Source organism: Haloarcula terrestris (assembly GCF_031624315.1).
Lineage (GTDB): Archaea > Halobacteriota > Halobacteria > Halobacteriales > Haloarculaceae > Haloarcula > Haloarcula terrestris.
Window position 1 is genome coordinate 228,151 of sequence record NZ_JAMQOM010000002.1, and the last position, 17,476, is coordinate 245,626.

The following is a 17,476-nucleotide window of genomic DNA, read 5'->3' on the forward strand; positions in this document are numbered from 1 at the left end:
CACTGGCAGCGCTGGGTCCGTCTGATACGACCAGGCAGCAGGCCGAGAGTGGAACGGGGTGCCCTCCGACGAACGGATACGCCGGTCCGACAACAGGGAACCGCTTAAGTCCGGCCCTCCCCGAGCTACGTGTATGACTGCAGCACAGCGCCGAATGGGGGTGTTGCCGTGAGTCTCACGCAGCCGGTCGTCTCCGACCATCAGCTTGCCCGGTTGCTACAGATCGGTATCGTCCTCGAAGAAGTCGTCGAGGCGCGGTCCGCAAAGCACGCGGAGGAAACGAGTGGTGAACACGATCAGGCGATACTCGATCTGCTTGAACACGCTGAACTGGAGTCGGCCGAGCATCGCCGGCAACTGGAGGAGCTCATCGACGACCTCGAAGCCGACACCGTCCCGTTCGAGGAGATCGAGATGCTGGTCGAGGCCCAGTACGAGGCCGACAAGGACTTCGATGGCGTACTGTACGACCAGCTCTGTAACGAGGAGACGGCGTACAAGTTCTACGACGACCTGATCGAAGCCATCGAGGCGTCCGACGTGACGTTCACTATCGACCGCGAGCGGCTGCTTGACGTGCTCTCGGAGATCCGCGAAGACGAGGCGGAGGGAGTCGAAGACGTGACCGATCTGATGGAGGACCACCAATGAACACGCAGGCCCAGTATCTAAAAGCGATCTATCTCACGCAACAGCAAGAAGACGGACCGGCATCGACTGGCGACGTGGCCGACATGCTGGATGTCAGCCCGGCCAGCGCCAACGAAATGATCGGGAAGCTCGAAGACCGTGGACTGCTGAACCACGAGAAGTACAAGGGCGTCGATCTCACCGACGACGGCATCACACAGGCACGGGATGCGCTCCAGAACTACTGTATCATCGAGCGGTTCCTCATCGAGGTGCTGGAGGTCGAGGAGTTCCGTACAGAGGCCAAACAACTGGAGGGCGTCATCGACGAAACGGTCGCCGATCGCCTGGACACGATTATCGACCGCGAACCACAGTGTCCGGACTGTTTCGACCCCGAGGGCGATGTCTGTGGCCTGCTCGAAGTCGAAGCCGAAGTCACCAGCGACTGACCGCCCGCTCTCGAAGCGTTCAAGTGCGTTCCGTCGATTATTCCGAATACGGTTGGCTTGCTCACAGTGAGCGATGTCCCGTCGTGGTGCGCAAATCCGGTGGATTTGCGAGGTACACGGGCGAACGGACACAGTGAGTGCAGTCCCGTGGTGTAGTGGCCAATCATAAGGGCCTTTGGAGCCCTTGACGGCGGTTCGAATCCGCCCGGGACTATTGTGCGCCGAACAAACTCGTGAGGCGCAAATATCTCCAGCGGTTCGGACCCAGAAGACGAGAGGATTCGAGTCTTCGCGGTTCGAATCCGCCCGCCATGTGGCCGCCTTCGTAAGCAGGGAACAACCGTACCAGCGAATGGACAGTAGTCAGATACAAACTGAGGGATACCACAAATCGTGGTGTCCAGACCTGCATAGCCTAGCGCCTGTCTCAAATCCTGACATCGAACTGTAGATTTATGATGTTTCGTGCCAACTAACACTATATGGAACTCCGAGAGGCGAAGCCGCCGGACAGGCCAGCTATCCGTGACGTGGCACGACGATCACTGGAGGCGTCGTATTCGCTGGGGCCGAAAGCGATTACGAGCGCAATCGAGGAGTGGTACGACGAGGAGCGCATCACAGAGGCACTCGACGAGGAGGATCGGTTGATTCTCGTCGCCGACCAGGACGGACAGGTGGTCGGGTTGTCCGAGAGTGTGCTGTCGAGTGATAGCATCGGGACGATTCTCTGGCTCCACGTCGATCCGGCGTACCGCGGTGAGGGCATTGGGTCGGCGCTGTTCGACGAGACCCACCGGATGCTCCACGAGCGCGGCGCCGAAACGCTTCAAGGGCGCGTGTTGGCTGACAACGTTGAGGGCAACAGTTTCTACGAGGACCGCGGCTTCGAACGCGCCGGAACGGGCGAGGTCGACATCGCCGGGCGGACCTACGTCGAGAACCTCTACACCGACGCCGCGGAACTCGGCCGCGAACCGGTAGCGGACGACGGCCAGACGGTCTACGTTGACCACAACAACCACGAATCCGGATCGATGGCACCGTTCCACGTCGTCCACGTCACAGAGGACGGAAGCGACCGCTACGGCTACTACTGCAGTAACTGTGAGACGTTAGCGAACGCGATGGACTCGATGGGCCGTATCGAATGTGACAACTGCGGGAACGTCCGCAAGCCGATGCGGTGGGACGCCGCCTACCTCTAGGTTTCAGGGCGGCGACTGTTCCTGTGTACGCTGTGACGACTCCCGCTCGTTGGCCGGGAGGAGTATCAGCCTGTAGTACAGTCCGAACAGACACAGAGCGATGCCGACGCCGACGAGTACGTCAGTCACCGCGTGTTCGTTCATCGCGTGGGCGACGATCGATACGTCGCCGAGTGGGATGTGGAGTGGCTGGAGAGGCATATGCTCTGCTTTATTCACTAGCGCTAAAAAGCCGGATTAAGGTTCCCAGCCGCTGGGAACTAGCATCGAGTGTCCCTGATAAAGGATTTGTCCGATGCTACGCCGCCGGTGGTGGTCATTTCTATCTACTATTCTGAATAACGCAGTGTCGGATGCGGTTTTTCGACGCTGTTTGCACCCACAAATGAGGGGTGTGCCAGCCGTTTTCCCTGTCGTAACGCTAAAGAGTCGAACGTACCTCTATATGTGTAAGATGAATATCGGAAACCGTCGCCGGAGGTGGTGCTGTGGGCGTCGAGATTAGGGAGTCACCTGTCTCAGCCGACGCGTTCGAGGACATGAAGGAGTTCGTCCACGACTACCTCGCGGCGAGCGTCGAGAACGAAGAAGAGGGCGGCCGTATGCGCTGGTACCCGTGGCACTCCGCGGAGTACCGCTTCAATCACATCCTCAACGTCGTCGACATCGCAACGAAGATCGCCCGCAAGGAGGGGGCGAACGTGGACGTGACCCGCGTGGCGGCGCTGTTTCACGACATCGCGAAACTGGAAGCCGAGCAGGACCTTCACGCGGAAGCCGGCGCTCGGATCGCACGCGAGTATCTGACGGCACACGGTGACTACCCAGAATCGTTTATCGAACAGGTCTGCTCCGCCATCGAGGTCCACTCCTACCAGGGGCCACTAGACGATCTGCCCCTGGAGGTCCAGTGTCTCATCGAGGCGGACATCCTGGATAAGGTCGGCGCGAACGGGACCGCCCTGATGCTGTTGCGTATGGGCTACGAATCTCGGACGCATATGGATTCGGCCGAGATGGTCGACCGAGTCATCGAGCGCGGCGAGGACGCACGCGAGCGCGTCGAGAGCGATACGGCCGAGTCCATCGTCCACCAGCGACTCAAGCGGACCCGCTGGTTCCAGGAGTGGCTGACGATGGAGGTCGCCGAAATGTCCGTTGAGGACGACCTCGACGACGTAGCGACCGGAATGGGCGATTCATAGCGCTCGCAGGAGGAACAGAACGCCGGTTCCGGCGAGCACGGCGGCGCTGATCCACGCGATCAGCGGTGCGAGCCGCTCGATACGCGTTCTCGCAGCGACGATTGCTGCCGGAAACCCCGTAATCCAGAGGCCGATACCGCCGAAAAACCCCGCCAGCAACACCGGATGACCGGTCTGGACCACTACGGCGTCGGCTCCGACTGCGGGCACGTACGACGCTACGTCAATCACGCCCGGTTCGAGCAGGCCAACGCCGACGGTGAGCCAGAAGGCGACCTGATAGGGGTTTGTCAGCGCCAACACGAACGCCTTGCGGAAGCCCCGGCTCTCTCCGGGCGTGGTCGACAGGTCCGCCCCGGCGACCGTATGCGCGTCCTGAACCGCCCCGTAGGCGAACCAGAGCATCAGGAGCCCGCCAGCACCGACCATCACCCGCTCTACCCCCGGCGTCTCGGTGATGATCGTGGCGACGCCAAGCAGTGCGAGCACGAAGAAACAGGCGTCGGCAGTCATCGCGCCGAGGCCGGCGAAGAAGCCGGCCCGCCAGCCCCGCAGTGCACTTTCCTCGGCGATGACGGCGTTCATCGGCCCCGGCGGTGCGGCTAGTGCGAGCCCGAACAGCACGCCACCGAGGGCTGTCGGGGCGAGCGAGAGCGCGCCGAGCTGGAGCAAGCCGAGTGAGTGAAGCATCTACAGTCGGGAAAAACAGAGAGAAAGTTCCGCAGAGTTACAGCTTGCCGGCCTTCTGGAGCTTCATCAGGTCCTCGGTGTCGAGGGTCTCGCCTTCCTTGAACTTCTGATAGATCTCCTCGGCTTCTTCGCGTGCGGCCTCCTGCTTCTCCTCGCGCTGGGAGCGCTCCTGCTCTTCTTCCTTCTTGTCGAGCTCGCGGAGGCGCTTCTGGACGCGGACGAAGTCCTCGTGGTGCTGGTCGGCCGCTTCCTGAGCTTCGACGAACTCCTCGTGCTTCTCGTCGGCCTCGTCACGGATCTCGTCGGCCTCGCGGTAGGCCTCGATCATCTCGTTGTGGTGCTTCTGGGCCTCGTCGGCCAGTTCCGTGACCTTCTGGTGGTGCTTCGAGGCTTCCGAGCGGACCTCTTCCGCTTCCTCTTTGAGCTCTTCGAGGTCGCCGCCCTGGTCGAGCTTCTCCTGTTTCTCCTGGAGCTTCTCGCGCTTGGTCTCGATCTTCTCGATGAGCTCCTTCTCGTCTTCCGAGGAGAGCACTTCGGTCTGTTGCTTGAACTCGAGGTCTTCGATTTCCTCTTTGAGTTGTTCGACTGACGTACCCTCGTCGAGTTCGAGATCGTTTTTCAGGTTGTCGACCTTGTCGAACAGCTCGTTTGCCTCCGCGTTGAGCTCGTTGCGCTTGTCCTTGTGTTCCTGGACCTGCTCGTTGAGCTCGTCGCGCTTCTCGCGGTGTTCCTGGGCTTCGTCGACCTTCTCGCGGGTCTTCGCGTTCAGGTCGTCACGGGCGGAGGCCCGCTCGGAGGCCATCTGGTTCAGCTCGTTGCGCCGGTCGCGGAGCTGGCCGGCGAGTTTGATAAGCTCGCCTTTCGATTTGTTTTCGAGATCCTCTTCTGTTACTGTAACGTTCTTTGATTCGTCTATCGAGTCTGCCATTGTTGAATCCTCTATGCCATCACCGCTTCAGCACAGACAGTCGGCCCACTACTGAGGGGCTGACACCAATAACAAGGGTTCCCTCTCATGTTGGGCTGAAAGCGATACTGCCTGAACGCGGAAGCGTTCTGGTGTCTACAAGTAGCGGTGGATATTGTTTAAACATTCCGGTGCAACGAATACCGCGTTAACTCCTCACACGCCCTATTTCGAGGGATGACCGGTCGATACGATGCCTATTTTCCCTTGTATATCACGGACATATATTACTCATTAATACGGTATTCGTTTTTGACGACCGTTTCCCCGTCAGTGACGGCGAGTGTCACGTCGTCACCGGCGGAAAGCGAAAGGGTGCCGACGGTGACGCGGCCGAACGGGCCGACAGTGTGTTCGGCCTGTTCGCGGTCGCCGTTGCGGTCCCACTCCACGGTGAGGTCCGCCCTCTCCGGCTGGTCGTGGAGGACAATGACATCCTGCTCGCCGGGCGATGCGTCCGCGAGCACTACCTGTGTGGGCTCATAGCTGTCGCCGAGGGCGCTAAACGCCGTCTTTTCCGCCCCGTCTGCAGCGAGCAGCCCCATCCCTGCGTCCCCAACGTCTCGGAGGCTGTCCACGACGATGAGCGGCGCGTTCCGTTGCCGGAGCGTCTCGGCGACCTCGCGGATGACGCCGGCCTGATACGCCTGTGACGCGTCGAGGCCGCCGTCGACATGGCGGTCGTGGCAGGCGCTATCGAATCCGGGGCTGTTGTTGGGCTCAGCCGTTCCCAGCGCACCGGCCCCGAAGCCCGCCACGACATCGCCGACACCGAACTGCGAACAGAGCCACGGGAGGTCGGCCGTGTCGCCGTACCGCCACCCCGGGTACAGTGTGGCTCCGTCGGGGGCAATTCCCGGTGGGCCGACGACCGGGAACGTCGGCACGGAGTCGACAGCCGACGCCACTGACTCGGCGTCCGTGTCGTCGTAGCTGGTTCGCCAGGCTCGCCAGCGAAAGCGCAACCGGTCCAGAAAACCGGACCCCAGGCCATCGGCGTACGACGCCACTGGCTCGTCGTGAACACCGACCGCCGCGAAGCTGGGATGGGCTGCGTAGGTCCCGTCGAGGCGGGCTGCGAGGTCGCTTCCCCGGTCGCCGTCGAACGAGCCGGGGCCGGACAGCGGCAGGTCCTGCCAGAGCAGGACGCCATGGTCGTCACAGGCGCGGGCCACCTCGGGCGGCGTCCCCTGGGCACGCACCCGGATCAGGTTCGCGTTGGCGTCGACGGCCCGGGCCACGTCCTCGACGGTCGGATCGAGCAGTGTCACGCCGCGAACGGGCACGTCCTCGCCGTTGACCCGCAGGCCGTCGTCGTAGGAGACGGTCCGCAGGCCCGTCGTCACGGAGTGTTCGTCGTCGCCGAGCTTCGCTCGCAGGACGTATCGGGACTGCTCACCACGGTCGTGGGGCCACCACAGCGACGGATCGCGCACGTCCATCGTGTAGGCCACCGATGCCGTCTCCTCGTCGGTCGAGACGCGGGCTCGGTCCATCATCCCCCCGCCGCGCACGTCGCCCTCCGGTCGGAGCGAGAGCGTGATCCGGTCGTCGAGTGGCTCCTCGGTCAGGACCGTTGCGGAGACTTCGACAGCGGTCTCGTCCGCGTCGTCGAGCGACACCTGTGGCTGGACCGACAGCTCGCTGACGCAGGGGTCAGGCCGTGTTTCGAGATGTGCGTCCCACCAGACGCCCGGGACGCAGCGCTCCGGCGGGAGCTGGTCAGTCGCGTGCAGGCCGCCGAAGCGGTCCTCGGGCGAGCGACACTCCACGACGATCCGGTACTCCTCGCTTTCGGGGAGGCGAACCCGGAGCGGTTCGAAGTAGGCGTCGTGCTCGGTGAGCAGGTCGCCGTTGCACCACACGCGTGTGTGCGCATACGTCCCGTTCAGGACAAGGAGCGCGTGTGCGTCGCTCTCGTCCCGCGGGTCCGAGAACGTCGTTTCGTAGGCCACGGCCTCGGCCCCGGCAAACTGCTCGGGCCGGCCGGGCACCGACACCGGCTCCCACGACTCCGGGGACGGCATCTCGTCGTCCGGCGCAACCGCCGCGCCGCGCCACTCCAGCGACATACCTTGTGGCCCGTTCCGCGTGGGCATATCCTTTGCCCCACGGCTTCACTTTCACTTTCACTCCGGGGATGGCTCGCTTTGACATAGGTAGCCACCTACTATCCAGATATGCTCACCGAACTGCACGAGGCGGCGACACCGACCTGTGAGGCCCAGCACTGCGAGCGCCCGCTCGGCGAGCCAGCGCTGGTGTTCGAGACCGAGGCCGGCCGCCGCGAGGCCCACGAGTGTACCTGCGGTGCGGTGACGGTTACCGTCGTCAAGTCGGAGTCGTCCCGCTAAAGTACGCCCGGCAGTGACCGGGAGGTATGACACTGGAGGAAGTGGTCCACGCAGAAGGCCACGAGAACGTTTCCGGCGAGCACGCGAGCACGCTGGAAGTGACGAGCGATGACTTTCTGACCCCCGCAGGCGACTGCATCCTAGCTATCGAAGCCGACCGCGTCCCCGCCGACTTCGACGACGAGTTCGTCGCGGCCTGCCAGGACGCCGACGCGACGATCACGGCGACTATCGAGGCCGGCGATCACGCCGTCACGGTGACCGGGACCGGCCACCCAGACCTGTCCTTCGAGAACGACCGGAGCCACGTCCTGCGGACGAGCGACTACGTCGACGACCGGACCGTGATGGTGAACGCCGACGCGGCGGCCGGGGACGTGGATCGGGACCTCGTCGACGCGCTCGCTGACGGCCACGATGCGACGCTGACGCTGTCCGTCGAACCACGTAGCGACTGATAACGTCTTCTCTGTCGGCGGTCGCGGGGCTATTCGGCAGCGTCAAAAGAAAAGGGGCTTTGAAACTGTAGACCGCTTCGCTCGCGTCTCTAACTCGACGAGATAACGTCGTCGATGCGGACGATCATCGTCGCCGCCTCGGTGGCGGAGTCGACCGCTTCGCGCTTGACAGCGGCGGGGTCGAGGATGCCGTAGTCGACGGGGTCCCCGACGACGCCGGTCTGGCCTTCGCTGATGATGCCGGCGATGCCCTCGCTCTCGTGTTCGGCGCGGAGGTCGACGAGCGCGTCGATTGCGTCGAGGCCCGTGTTCTCCGCGAGCGTGCGGGGGAGTACGTCGACGGCGTCGGCGAACGCTTCGACGGCGAGCTGCTTGCGGCCCTCGATGGACGCCGCTTCCGAGCGGATGTGGTCGGCGATGGCGATCTCGGTCGCGCCTGCGCCGGGGACCACACCGCCGGCGTCGAGCGCGGCGATGACGGTGTCGAGCGCATCGTTGAGCGCGCGTTCGAGCTCGTCAACGACGTGTTCGGTGGAGCCGCGGGCGATGATCGTGACGGACTCGGCAGTCGCGCCGCCGGTGATGAACGTCACGTCGTCGTCGCCCTGCTTCTCGACATCGACGCTGTCGGCGTGGCCGAGTGCGTCCTCGTCAAGGGCTTCGAGCGAGCCGACGCGCTTTGCGCCGGTGGCCTCGACGATGTCCTTCGCGGTCGAGGAGCCGATGCTGTCGGCGACGAAGACGCCTTCCTTGGCGAGCTGGGAGGCGACGCGGTCGGCGACATCCTCGGTCACGAAGGCAACGTCAGCGCCGCTTTCGACGACTTCCTTGGCGTAGCCCTGCAGCTCGCTCTCTTCGGCGTCGAGGGCGGCGTTGAGCTGGTCGACGCTGGAGACGTTGTACTCGGCGTCGATGTTGCTCTCGCGGACATCGAGTTCCGTGTCGATGACCGCGATGGACGCGTCCTCGACCGAGGTCGGCATGTTGTCGTGGACGGCCGTCTCGTCGACGATGACGCCCTCGACGAGCTTGGTTGCGGAGGAGGCCGCACCCGTCTGGGTGTGGACCTCGATGTTGTCCCGGCGGACGCCGTTAGCGCTCTTGGCGTGGCGGACGGCGTCGACGACGACTTCGGCGAGTTTCTCGGCCTCGACATCACCGGTGCCCTTGCCGGTCATCGAGGATTCCGCGACTTCGACGAGCGTCTCGTCGTCGAGATCGACATCAAGGACGATCTCGTCGATGGCCTCGCGAGCCAGTTCGGCGGCGGCGGAGTACCCCTCGACGATTGTTGTCGGGTGGACATCGTCGTCGAGCAGGTCCTCGCCTTTCGTCAGCAGTTCCCCGGCCAGCACGGACGCTGTCGTCGTGCCGTCGCCCACTTCGTCCTCCTGTGTCTGGGCGACTTCGACGATCATCTGGGCCGCGGGGTGTTCGATATCCATCTCGGAGAGGATGGTCGCCCCGTCGTTGGTGATGACCACATCACCGTCGTCGGAGACGAGCATCTTGTCCATGCCGCGGGGACCGAGCGTGGTCCGTACGGACTCGCTTACGGCCTTTCCGGCGGAGATGTTCGATGACTGTGCGTCCTTCCCGTGTGTGCGCTGGGCGTCCTCATCAAGGATGAAAAGAGGCTGGCCGCCCATGCGTCGCTGGCCAGATGACATATGTGTTGAACCTCACTTAAGACAAGGCAAGCGGTTCTATATAAAACTTTCTAACACCGTAGGCCGCTCGTCGGTCGCCAGCGCCGTGCTGTCCTTGAATCCGGGCCGGACCTGCACATGTTTTAATAGAGGGGTATCCACACCGTATAGTAGATGCTGGAGTTGGAGCACGGGTTTCGCGTCGTCGACGTACACGCACGCTTAGAACCCGACGCGCAGCGCCGCCCCCGAGACGGGATGGGTGACCCGGAGCAACTCGAACGGGAGATGCACCAGGCCGGCGTCGTCCGCTCCGTCGTCTTTCCCGATGAGCGAGACGGGTCGTATCTGAAAGCGAACAACGCCGTCGCCCGGATGACCGTCGAGCGGCCGATGGTCGCCTTCGCCAGGGTCAACGGCGCTCGGGATCCGGGGAGCGGTCCCGGATCGACCCTTCGCAACCTCGCAAGCAGTCGCACGGAGGAGCACACCTCGCCGGCGGACATCGAGCAGTACGCCTACGACGACCGGTTCTACGGTTTCAAGCTGAATCCGCCAACCGATGGACTGCCCGACGAGGAGGTCCTCGCGGAACTGGAGTCAGTGTCACTGCCTGTCATCGTCCACGGCGGCGAGGGGTTCCCGCCCGAAGCCGTCGCCGAGTCGCTGTTGGCGTACGAGTTCCCGGTTATCCTCTCGCATTTCGGCGCGTACCCGCTCCGGCGGGACCTGATGGATCGGGCTATCGACCTGCTGGAGACCAACGACAACCTGTATCTTGACACCAGCGCGGTCCGCTATCGGCGGCCGATGGAGCGAGCGATTCTGGAGCATCCCGACCGCGTTCTCTTCGGGAGCGGCGTCCCCAGCGTCCACCCGAACGTGGCCGTGATGGAGATACTGACACTGGATGTCCCAGAAGACTCGATGCGCAAAGTGTTCTCGAACAACCCCAATCGCGTGATCGAGGCGCTGGCTCCCTGACTGCCACAGCGGGGTCGCGTGACTACCGCCAATCGTACACGGTTACCGCGCGGTCGGCGCGCGCGGACCGACCGTTCGGGTTCCGACGGGGTGTCCGGTCGGTCACGCGTGCCCGGAGGCCGTCGACGAGTCCGGACCCCACACCGCCGAACACGTCCTGTCCGTTGCCGAGCCACTGCGAGGGCGTCGTCTCCCCGCGCGCGACATCCAGCATCGCGTCCTTCGCGTCGCCGCCGGCGTGGCTGAGGATGCGCCACAACACGGTCGGCCTGATGTTGTAGTTCTTGACCAGCCGATAGGCGAGCGAGCGGTACTTCCAGTTCCAGTCGGTGGCTGTGGTCCCGCCGTCGGCCTCGAACTCACGGCTGACGCACATCTCCGTGCTCCAGGCGACACCGTAGTCACCGGCGGCCATCCGGTGGGCGAAGTCCCGGGCGCTGCCGACGTTCAGGTACTCGTCGAACCCGTCGAGTGCTTCCAGCACCTCCGCGTCGAATGCGACGTTTCCGGGGTTGAAATACGTCACATCGCGGCCGGCTATCGTTCGCGTTTCCTCCGTTTCGGTCGTCATCCCGGCGCGCAGCTGCTGGTGCGTCGGGCCGGTGATCGCACGGGCCGCCTCTGAGAGCCCGCTTTTGATGGCCGCTGCCCAGCCCGACTCGACCGAGAGCGACTGGTGAACGAGCGCGACAACGTCGCCCGTCGCCCGGTCGATTCCGGCGTTGCGGGCGACCGTGACGGACCGGTCGGCGATTTCGACGAGGATGGACACGTCGTCTCGGTCCCGGACCATCCCCGTCGTGCCATCAGCCGAGGGACCGTTGACGACGATAACCTCGGCGTCGGGAACCTGCTCGGTGAGTGCGTCCAGACAGCCGGCAAGCTCCTCCCGGCCGTTCAACGTCGGGACCACTACCGAGATATCCATACCACAGGGTACGACGGCGAAGGCGCTTAAAAGTCGCGGGCGACGGTCGCCAACGCAATTTATCAGGGAAAACGGGCCGCTCGGGCGGCCGAGACGCTACACGTGGGTGTTCCAGTACGACACCGAGGCCAGTTTCTCGCCGAGGGGCGTCCCCCCCAGCGCCGTATCGATGGAGCGGAACGAGGCGGCCAGTTCGTTCGGGATCTTGCGGTAGAAGCCGTAGGGAAGCAGCCAGTCGTGGTTCGCGTCGGCCAGTTCCAGCCCGGCCCCGTCCAGCAGGCGGTCGATCTCCCAGCGCGAGTAAAGGCGCGACCCCATCGGGAGCGCCCAGTTGTATATCGACCGGGTGGAAAACCGGTTGAACGTGTCGAAAAAGACCTGTTCCTTCGAGACGCGGCGCATCTCCGCGAGAAACGCCGCCGGCGTGTCCGCCAGATGGAAAAAGCGCATCGCAAACACCGTATCGAAGTGGTCGTCCGGGAACGGGAGCCGGGCGGCATCGCCCCGCATGAACTCCACGTGGTCGTCGACGCCGGTCGCCTGTGCCTTCTCCCGGCCCTGCTGGAGCATCGGGCCGGAGATGTCCAGCCCGGTGATGTTCGCGCCGCGCTCGGCCAGCATCACGGTGAACCGTCCGGTCCCGCACGCTACCTCTAACACGTCCTTGTCGGCCACGGGACCGATGGCGTCGAGGACGGCCTGTTTCTCGCGTCGGTCGATCAGCCGACCGCCGCGGGAGAACCGCTTGGCCTCGTACTCTTCGGCCACGGTGTCGGTCTGATACCACTCCTGCCCTTTCACGGTGTATTGCTCACCCCGCGGGGGATAAAACGATACTGGAATCCCCGCTCACCGGTTCGGCTGTCTTTCGATCAAGTCGAATTCTCCCGCGGTGTCGAGCCTGACTGATACGGGCGCTATTTTCCGCTACTGGTCAGAACCACACGATGGCGGCCCTGTATAAGGATACATTAAACACTTCATAGAATCTGTATTGTTTGGTCATGCATATAGCCAAGTTTTACCAGTAAGTCTTGAATATCAGCCACTATGAGCGCATTAACTGAAAACGCCGCGCCAGCACCTTTCACTGACGAGGAGTTCCGCGACACGCTTCGGGAACTCCCGCCGAGCGCGAAACTCGTCGCGAAGGTGCTGGAAGACGATGCTCCGTTGTCACAGGGCGAACTGGCCGAGAACTCACTGCTCCCGGACCGAACTGTCAGATACGCCCTGAACCGACTCGAAGAATCGGACCTGGTCGACTCGCGGTACAGCTTCACTGACGCACGCAAACAGGTTTATTTCCTCACGGTCTGACCGGCCGGCATGGACTGGCAGCGGGCCGACGTGTCCGTGCCGACGCGGGCACCGACCGGCAGCACGGCAGCGTACGTTTGTGGCGACGAAGCGGCTCTTCTCGTGGACCCCGCAGATACCAGCGATGCGCTCGATACGCTTCTCACTGATCGCACGCTCGCCCACATCGCACTCACGCACCACCATCCGGACCACGCCGGTGCCGTCGCACACTACGCCAGGGAAACGAACGCGACCGTCTGGGCGCGCCGCGGACGGGCAGGCGCGTTCGAAGCCGCGACCGGAATCAGTCCCGACAGACTGTTCAGCGAAGGGACGACGATTCCGACCGACACCGGCCCGGTGATCGTCCTCGACACGCCAGGCCACGCGCCGGAGCACGTCGCCTTCGAAACCGGCGGGACCGTCGTTTCCGGCGACCTCGCTGTCGCCGAGGGCAGCGTCGTCATCGGTGCGCCTGAGGGCGATGTTCGGGCCTATCTCACGTCACTACGTCGCCTCCACGCCAGAAATCCCGACGTGCTGTTGCCGAGCCACGGCCCGCGTATCGAGAACGCCAGGGAGACCTGTGCGCGACTCATCGCCCACCGACTGGAGCGCGAGCGCCGCGTTCGGGGCGCTGTCGACGCCGGAGCCGCCACGCTGGACGATATCCTCGACGCCGCCTACGAGAAGGACCTCACCGGCGTGCGCGACCTGGCCCGTGCGACGGTGCTGGCCCACATCGAGAAACTCGTTGTCGAGGGGACGATATCGTGGGACGGCGAGCGGGCCGCACCGAACTCGGCGGGGTGACGCCTTTTTCCCCGTCGGCCCGCTACCACGGCTGTGGACTCCCTGGAAACGGAACTCGAACGGGCTCGTGCGCTTGACGAGTCGGAACTGGCTGACGCTATCGAGGCAATCGGGTTCGAATGCACCCGCTGTGGGGCCTGCTGCAAGGCCGAATCGGCGTGTGGCGAAGACGGTGAGAGCGCCGACGAGACCGCCGGAGTCGTCGATGGTGGCTCCGGGACCGACGAGTCAGCCCAGAGCGACCCCGAACCCCACACGGCGACGGTGTTCCCCGACGAGATCCGGCAGCTACAGGCGGCTGGGGAGTACGACTTCCGCGACGTGGCCCGACCGATGCCCTACGGGCTCGCGGACGGCCCGGACGGTCCCGAAGGCGAGACCTTCGAGTGGGCGCTCCAGACCGACGATTGTGGCGACTGTACCTTCTACGCCGAGGACGACGACGGAATGGGTGCCTGTACGGTCCACGGCGACCGCCCGCTCATCTGCCGCACATACCCTTTCAGCGTCGCGCTCGGCGGGACGAGCCAGCCGATGGGCGAGGCCGTCGACGAGGAAGGAATGGTCCGGGCCCACGAATGCGAGGGCCTCGGCCGGGACATCTCCAGCGCCGAGGCCGAGGAACTGGCTGCGGCGCTCAAGGAACGCGCCGTCAGAGAACTCGAAGAGGCCATCGGCGTCCGGGATACCTATCGGCCCGTCGACCCGTCCTCGGGACAGGTCGTTGTCCATGATTCCGAAGGGGCCAAGCGACCCGATGGGAGCCCCTACGAGTGAGTTCAAACGTCGTCGATGATCTCGCCGACCGCGAAGTTCGACTTGACCTCGGTGACTTCGATCTTGACTCGTTCGTCGATTTCGGCCCCCGGGACGATGATGACGTAGCCGCGTTCGACGCGGGCGATGCCATCGCCTTGCTTGCCGATGTCCTCGATCTCGACGTAGCGCGTCTCGCCCGGCTCGACCGGCGGCTGTGGCTGGTCCGGCGGCGTGTCCGACACCGTCTCCGACTCGACTTCCGACGCTTTGTCCGCTGAGATGAGTGCAACACGGTAGGTACTGCCCGGGTCGACTGCGCCCGTCTCGACTTCTCGACGCGGTACCTCCACGACGTACCGGTCCCCCTCGTCGCGGATATCAGCACTGAACAGACACAGTAGTTGCTCCGAGATTTCCAATGTGATAGACCTCCGTTCGGCCACAAAACGGGCCATTATTAAAGAACTGCCGGAGAGATCGGTCGCTGTGGTCCCGTCTGGCGGGTCACCACGCGTCCCTGCGGTGTTTCCCGCCTGTACCAACGCCCCGACGTGTGGTCCAACTCACGGCTGTATCCCCGCTTCGAGCAGGGCAAAACCGCAAGACTGCGGGCCGTTAACCGTCTGTACCAAATCCCATAAAGGTGTCTCGGCATTGCTACTAGGTGTACTAATGAGCGCCACCGCACAATCGGCCGACAGCCCCCTCTCAGACAAGCAGCGACGTATTCTGGAGTATCTCCGGTCGAACGCCGACGACCAGACGTATTTCAAGTCGCGGCTCATCGGTGACGAACTCGGTCTTTCGGCCAAGGAAGTCGGCACGAACATGACCGCTATCGCCGACGGCGACCACGACCTGGCCGTCGAGAAGTGGGGCTACTCCTCCTCGACGACGTGGATGGTCGAGGCCTGATACTGGACGCTGTAACTGCTCCCGGTGTTCGCCCACTTCGGTCGGCGACAGCCGGAAATGCCGTCTAGCAGTCCGTCTAGAGCGACCGCTCGTTTCGGGCACGTTCTGACGCGGACACGGTGGGTCTCCGGACCGGCGCTTCACATCACTTGGACTGCATTATTTTGCTGTCGGAACTTCTGTTCGCGCATCACTGCTTCTATCCCTGATATACACGGCTGCCTTAGATTTGGTGAATGTCCATCTTGATAACAGTTGAATCCATAGTTCGAGTCAGCAATGGGCGAGGCTCGTTCTCCGATTCGGCTCCTCCACGTCGACGATGACCTGCAGTACGCGGAGACGACGGCGGCGTTTCTCGACCGAGCGGAGCCGGAGTTCGACATCGAGATCGCGACGAGCGCATCGGACGGGCTGACTCGCCTCGAATCCGGGACGTTCGACTGTATCGTCTCGGACTACGAGATGCCCGGGCAGAGCGGTATCGGCTTTCTCGAATCAGTCCGAGACAGCTACCCCGACCTCCCGTTCATCCTGTATACCGGTCGCGGCAGCGAGGCGATCGCTGGCGATGCTATCTCCGCGGGTGTGACTGACTACCTGCAGAAGACATCCGACACCAGCCACTACGCCCTCCTCGCGAACCGAATCGTCAACGCCGTCGAACAGTACCGGTCTCGAAGCGCCCTCGAAGAGAGCAAAGAGCGGCTCTCGCTGTTCATCGACCAGTCACCGCTCGGGTTCGTTGAATACAATCAGGACTTCGAGATCATTCGCGTCAACGACACCCTCACGGATATGTTCGGCTACACCGAGGATGAACTACTCGGGGAGACGTGGGAGGTGTTCGTGAGCGACGCAAGCTACGCCGATGTCGACGAGGTTACGTCCGCCCTCAGCGAGGCCAGCGGCGGCTACCACAGCGTCGACGAGAACGTTCGGAAGGACGGCGAGCGTATCATCGTCGAGTGGCACAACCGCTTCGTGACGGACGACTCGGGCGATGTTGTGACTATCTTTTCGAAGTGCCAGGATGTCACGGAGCGCATCGAACACGAACGCGACCTCGCACAGCTCCGTGACTTCTTCGCCGAGGCGGAGGAACTAGGTGACCTCGGCGCGTGGGAGTTCGACGAGACCGGCGTCTCGACCTGGACGGCAGGGACTCGTCGCATCCACGAGGTCGACGACGACTTCGACCCGACGGTCGAGGACGGGCTGTCGTTTTACCATCCCGACGACAGGGAGCGGGTCAGAGCGGCCGTCGATGCGGCGCTCGAAGACGGCGACCCCTTCGACATCGAGGCCAGACTCATCACCGCGACGGGCGACCAGCGGTGGATTCGGACGCGCGGCAAACGGGTCGAGGACACGGACAGACGGATTATCCGGGGGTTCATCCAGGACATCACTGAGCAGAAGGAGCGCGAACGCAAACTCCGTGTTCAGAACGAGCGATTGGAGTCGTTCGCCAGCGTCGTCAGCCACGACCTCCAGGGGCCACTCACCGTTGCAAACGGTCACCTGGAGCTAGCCCGACAGGAAACTGACAGCGACCACCTCGACAGTATCAACAGGGCTCACAAGCGGATGCAGACGCTGATAGACGATATTCTGACTCTAGCACGGGATGGGCGCGAGGCGACGACCACTAAACCCGTCGACCTGCAGACCGTGGCGGCCGCGTGCTGGGAGACCGTCGACGCAGCGAACGCGACGCTGATAACCGATACCGACAGCGTCATTCTGGCCGACCCGAGTCGGCTACAGCGCCTGCTGTCGAATCTGTTCCGGAACAGTATCGAGCACGGTTCGACGGCCGCGCTTTCCCGGACCCATGCGGATAGCGAGTCACGCGGGGCGACAACCAGTCCGACCCAGTCCGAACGAGGCACCGACCTAACAGTAACTGTCGGCGACCTCGACGACGGCAGCGGCTTCTACGTCGCCGATGACGGTCCGGGCGTCCCCGAGGCGGAGCGGGACACGGTTTTCGAGCCGGGTTACTCGACCGCCTCCGACGGCACGGGCTTTGGCCTCGCCATCGTCGCAGATATCGCCGCCGTCCACGGGTGGGAGGTCAGCGTGACCGACAGCGAGTCGGGCGGGGCCAGGTTCGAAATCACCGGTGTTGACCGAGAGGCGTGATTTGACGGCCGCAA

The 17,476-nt window shown here is 63.6% G+C and carries 20 protein-coding genes and 1 tRNA gene; 13 read left to right on the forward strand and 8 right to left on the reverse strand.

Going from position 1 to position 17,476, the window contains the following annotated elements; genetic code table 11:
• The first annotated feature begins 168 nt into the window (after window positions 1-168).
• The 4 genes from NDI54_RS04970 to NDI54_RS04985 all read left to right on the forward strand — a co-directional run bounded on the left by NDI54_RS04970 (window position 169) and on the right by NDI54_RS04985 (window position 2,290).
• Window positions 169-651 carry a ferritin-like domain-containing protein gene (locus NDI54_RS04970; RefSeq protein ID WP_310895370.1) on the forward strand — a complete coding sequence of 161 codons (483 nt, stop codon included), beginning with the start codon at window positions 169-171 and terminating at the stop codon, window positions 649-651.
• Window positions 648-1,082, forward strand: a complete 435-nt coding sequence (locus NDI54_RS04975) for a metal-dependent transcriptional regulator (protein ID WP_310895371.1) — start codon at window positions 648-650, stop codon at window positions 1,080-1,082. The genes NDI54_RS04970 and NDI54_RS04975 overlap by 4 nt, the downstream gene beginning before the upstream one ends.
• A gap of 141 nt (window positions 1,083-1,223) precedes the next feature.
• A tRNA-Gln gene (locus NDI54_RS04980) sits at window positions 1,224-1,296 on the forward strand.
• Between the two features lie 268 nt (window positions 1,297-1,564).
• Window positions 1,565-2,290: a GNAT family N-acetyltransferase gene (locus tag NDI54_RS04985; RefSeq protein WP_310895372.1), complete on the forward strand. Its 726-nt coding sequence runs from the start codon at window positions 1,565-1,567 to the stop codon at window positions 2,288-2,290.
• Window positions 2,291-2,293: 3 nt separating this feature from the next.
• On the opposite strand, the gene NDI54_RS04990 is transcribed toward NDI54_RS04985, so the two are convergent.
• Window positions 2,294-2,491, reverse strand: coding sequence for a hypothetical protein (locus tag NDI54_RS04990; RefSeq protein WP_310895373.1), 198 nt, complete (start codon window positions 2,489-2,491; stop codon window positions 2,294-2,296).
• Between the two features lie 287 nt (window positions 2,492-2,778).
• On the opposite strand from NDI54_RS04990, the gene NDI54_RS04995 reads away from it, so the two are divergent.
• Window positions 2,779-3,495, forward strand: coding sequence for an HD domain-containing protein (locus NDI54_RS04995; RefSeq protein WP_310895374.1), 717 nt, complete (start codon window positions 2,779-2,781; stop codon window positions 3,493-3,495).
• Here NDI54_RS04995 and NDI54_RS05000 read toward each other — a convergent pair.
• From NDI54_RS05000 to NDI54_RS05010, 3 genes are all read right to left on the reverse strand, one after another.
• Window positions 3,490-4,185: a LysE family translocator gene (locus NDI54_RS05000; protein ID WP_310895375.1), complete on the reverse strand. Its 696-nt coding sequence runs from the start codon at window positions 4,183-4,185 to the stop codon at window positions 3,490-3,492. The two genes, NDI54_RS04995 and NDI54_RS05000, sit on opposite strands and share 6 nt — an antisense overlap.
• A 37-nt stretch (window positions 4,186-4,222) precedes the next feature.
• A complete protein-coding gene (locus NDI54_RS05005) occupies window positions 4,223-5,113 on the reverse strand; it encodes a coiled-coil protein (RefSeq protein WP_101350746.1) in 891 nt (296 codons plus the stop codon).
• Between the two features lie 266 nt (window positions 5,114-5,379).
• A complete protein-coding gene (locus NDI54_RS05010; RefSeq protein WP_310895376.1) occupies window positions 5,380-7,224 on the reverse strand; it encodes a glycoside hydrolase family 2 protein in 1,845 nt (614 codons plus the stop codon).
• 108 nt (window positions 7,225-7,332) lie between these two features.
• Here NDI54_RS05010 and NDI54_RS05015 point away from each other — a divergent pair, with 108 nt between their 5' ends.
• Window positions 7,333-7,506 carry a hypothetical protein gene (locus tag NDI54_RS05015; protein ID WP_310895377.1) on the forward strand — a complete coding sequence of 58 codons (174 nt, stop codon included), beginning with the start codon at window positions 7,333-7,335 and terminating at the stop codon, window positions 7,504-7,506.
• A 26-nt stretch (window positions 7,507-7,532) separates the two neighbouring features.
• Complete coding sequence (locus tag NDI54_RS05020) at window positions 7,533-7,964, forward strand: DUF371 domain-containing protein (protein ID WP_310895378.1); 432 nt, start codon at window positions 7,533-7,535, stop codon at window positions 7,962-7,964.
• A gap of 89 nt (window positions 7,965-8,053) precedes the next feature.
• Here the strand turns inward: NDI54_RS05020 and thsA are convergent, their stop codons facing one another.
• Window positions 8,054-9,613 carry a thermosome subunit alpha gene (gene thsA, locus NDI54_RS05025; RefSeq protein WP_310895755.1) on the reverse strand — a complete coding sequence of 520 codons (1,560 nt, stop codon included), beginning with the start codon at window positions 9,611-9,613 and terminating at the stop codon, window positions 8,054-8,056.
• 174 nt (window positions 9,614-9,787) lie between these two features.
• On the opposite strand from thsA, the gene NDI54_RS05030 reads away from it, so the two are divergent.
• Complete coding sequence (locus tag NDI54_RS05030) at window positions 9,788-10,597, forward strand: amidohydrolase family protein (RefSeq protein WP_310895379.1); 810 nt, start codon at window positions 9,788-9,790, stop codon at window positions 10,595-10,597.
• Window positions 10,598-10,619: 22 nt separating this feature from the next.
• Here NDI54_RS05030 and NDI54_RS05035 read toward each other — a convergent pair whose 3' ends face one another.
• Together NDI54_RS05035 and NDI54_RS05040 are read right to left on the reverse strand one after the other, a co-directional pair.
• Entirely contained in the window at window positions 10,620-11,525 is a 906-nt protein-coding gene (locus NDI54_RS05035) for a glycosyltransferase family 2 protein (protein ID WP_310895380.1), read from the reverse strand.
• A 96-nt stretch (window positions 11,526-11,621) separates the two neighbouring features.
• Window positions 11,622-12,326 carry a class I SAM-dependent methyltransferase gene (locus NDI54_RS05040; protein ID WP_310895381.1) on the reverse strand — a complete coding sequence of 235 codons (705 nt, stop codon included), beginning with the start codon at window positions 12,324-12,326 and terminating at the stop codon, window positions 11,622-11,624.
• A 249-nt stretch (window positions 12,327-12,575) separates the two neighbouring features.
• On the opposite strand from NDI54_RS05040, the gene NDI54_RS05045 reads away from it, so the two are divergent.
• From NDI54_RS05045 to NDI54_RS05055, 3 genes are read left to right on the forward strand one after another with little or no spacing between them, the layout of a single operon-like run.
• Entirely contained in the window at window positions 12,576-12,845 is a 270-nt protein-coding gene (locus NDI54_RS05045; RefSeq protein WP_137684521.1) for a MarR family transcriptional regulator, read from the forward strand.
• A 9-nt stretch (window positions 12,846-12,854) separates the two neighbouring features.
• On the forward strand, window positions 12,855-13,640 hold the full coding sequence (locus tag NDI54_RS05050) for an MBL fold metallo-hydrolase (protein WP_310895382.1): 786 nt from the start codon (window positions 12,855-12,857) through the stop codon (window positions 13,638-13,640).
• A 33-nt stretch (window positions 13,641-13,673) separates the two neighbouring features.
• On the forward strand, window positions 13,674-14,417 hold the full coding sequence (locus NDI54_RS05055; protein ID WP_310895383.1) for a YkgJ family cysteine cluster protein: 744 nt from the start codon (window positions 13,674-13,676) through the stop codon (window positions 14,415-14,417).
• A gap of 2 nt (window positions 14,418-14,419) precedes the next feature.
• Here NDI54_RS05055 and NDI54_RS05060 read toward each other — a convergent pair whose 3' ends face one another.
• Window positions 14,420-14,818: a TRAM domain-containing protein gene (locus NDI54_RS05060; protein ID WP_310895384.1), complete on the reverse strand. Its 399-nt coding sequence runs from the start codon at window positions 14,816-14,818 to the stop codon at window positions 14,420-14,422.
• 253 nt (window positions 14,819-15,071) lie between these two features.
• On the opposite strand from NDI54_RS05060, the gene NDI54_RS05065 reads away from it, so the two are divergent.
• Complete coding sequence (locus NDI54_RS05065) at window positions 15,072-15,314, forward strand: DUF7123 family protein (protein WP_310895385.1); 243 nt, start codon at window positions 15,072-15,074, stop codon at window positions 15,312-15,314.
• A gap of 279 nt (window positions 15,315-15,593) precedes the next feature.
• Window positions 15,594-17,462: a PAS domain S-box protein gene (locus NDI54_RS05070; protein WP_310895386.1), complete on the forward strand. Its 1,869-nt coding sequence runs from the start codon at window positions 15,594-15,596 to the stop codon at window positions 17,460-17,462.
• The last annotated feature ends 14 nt before the right edge of the window (window positions 17,463-17,476 follow it).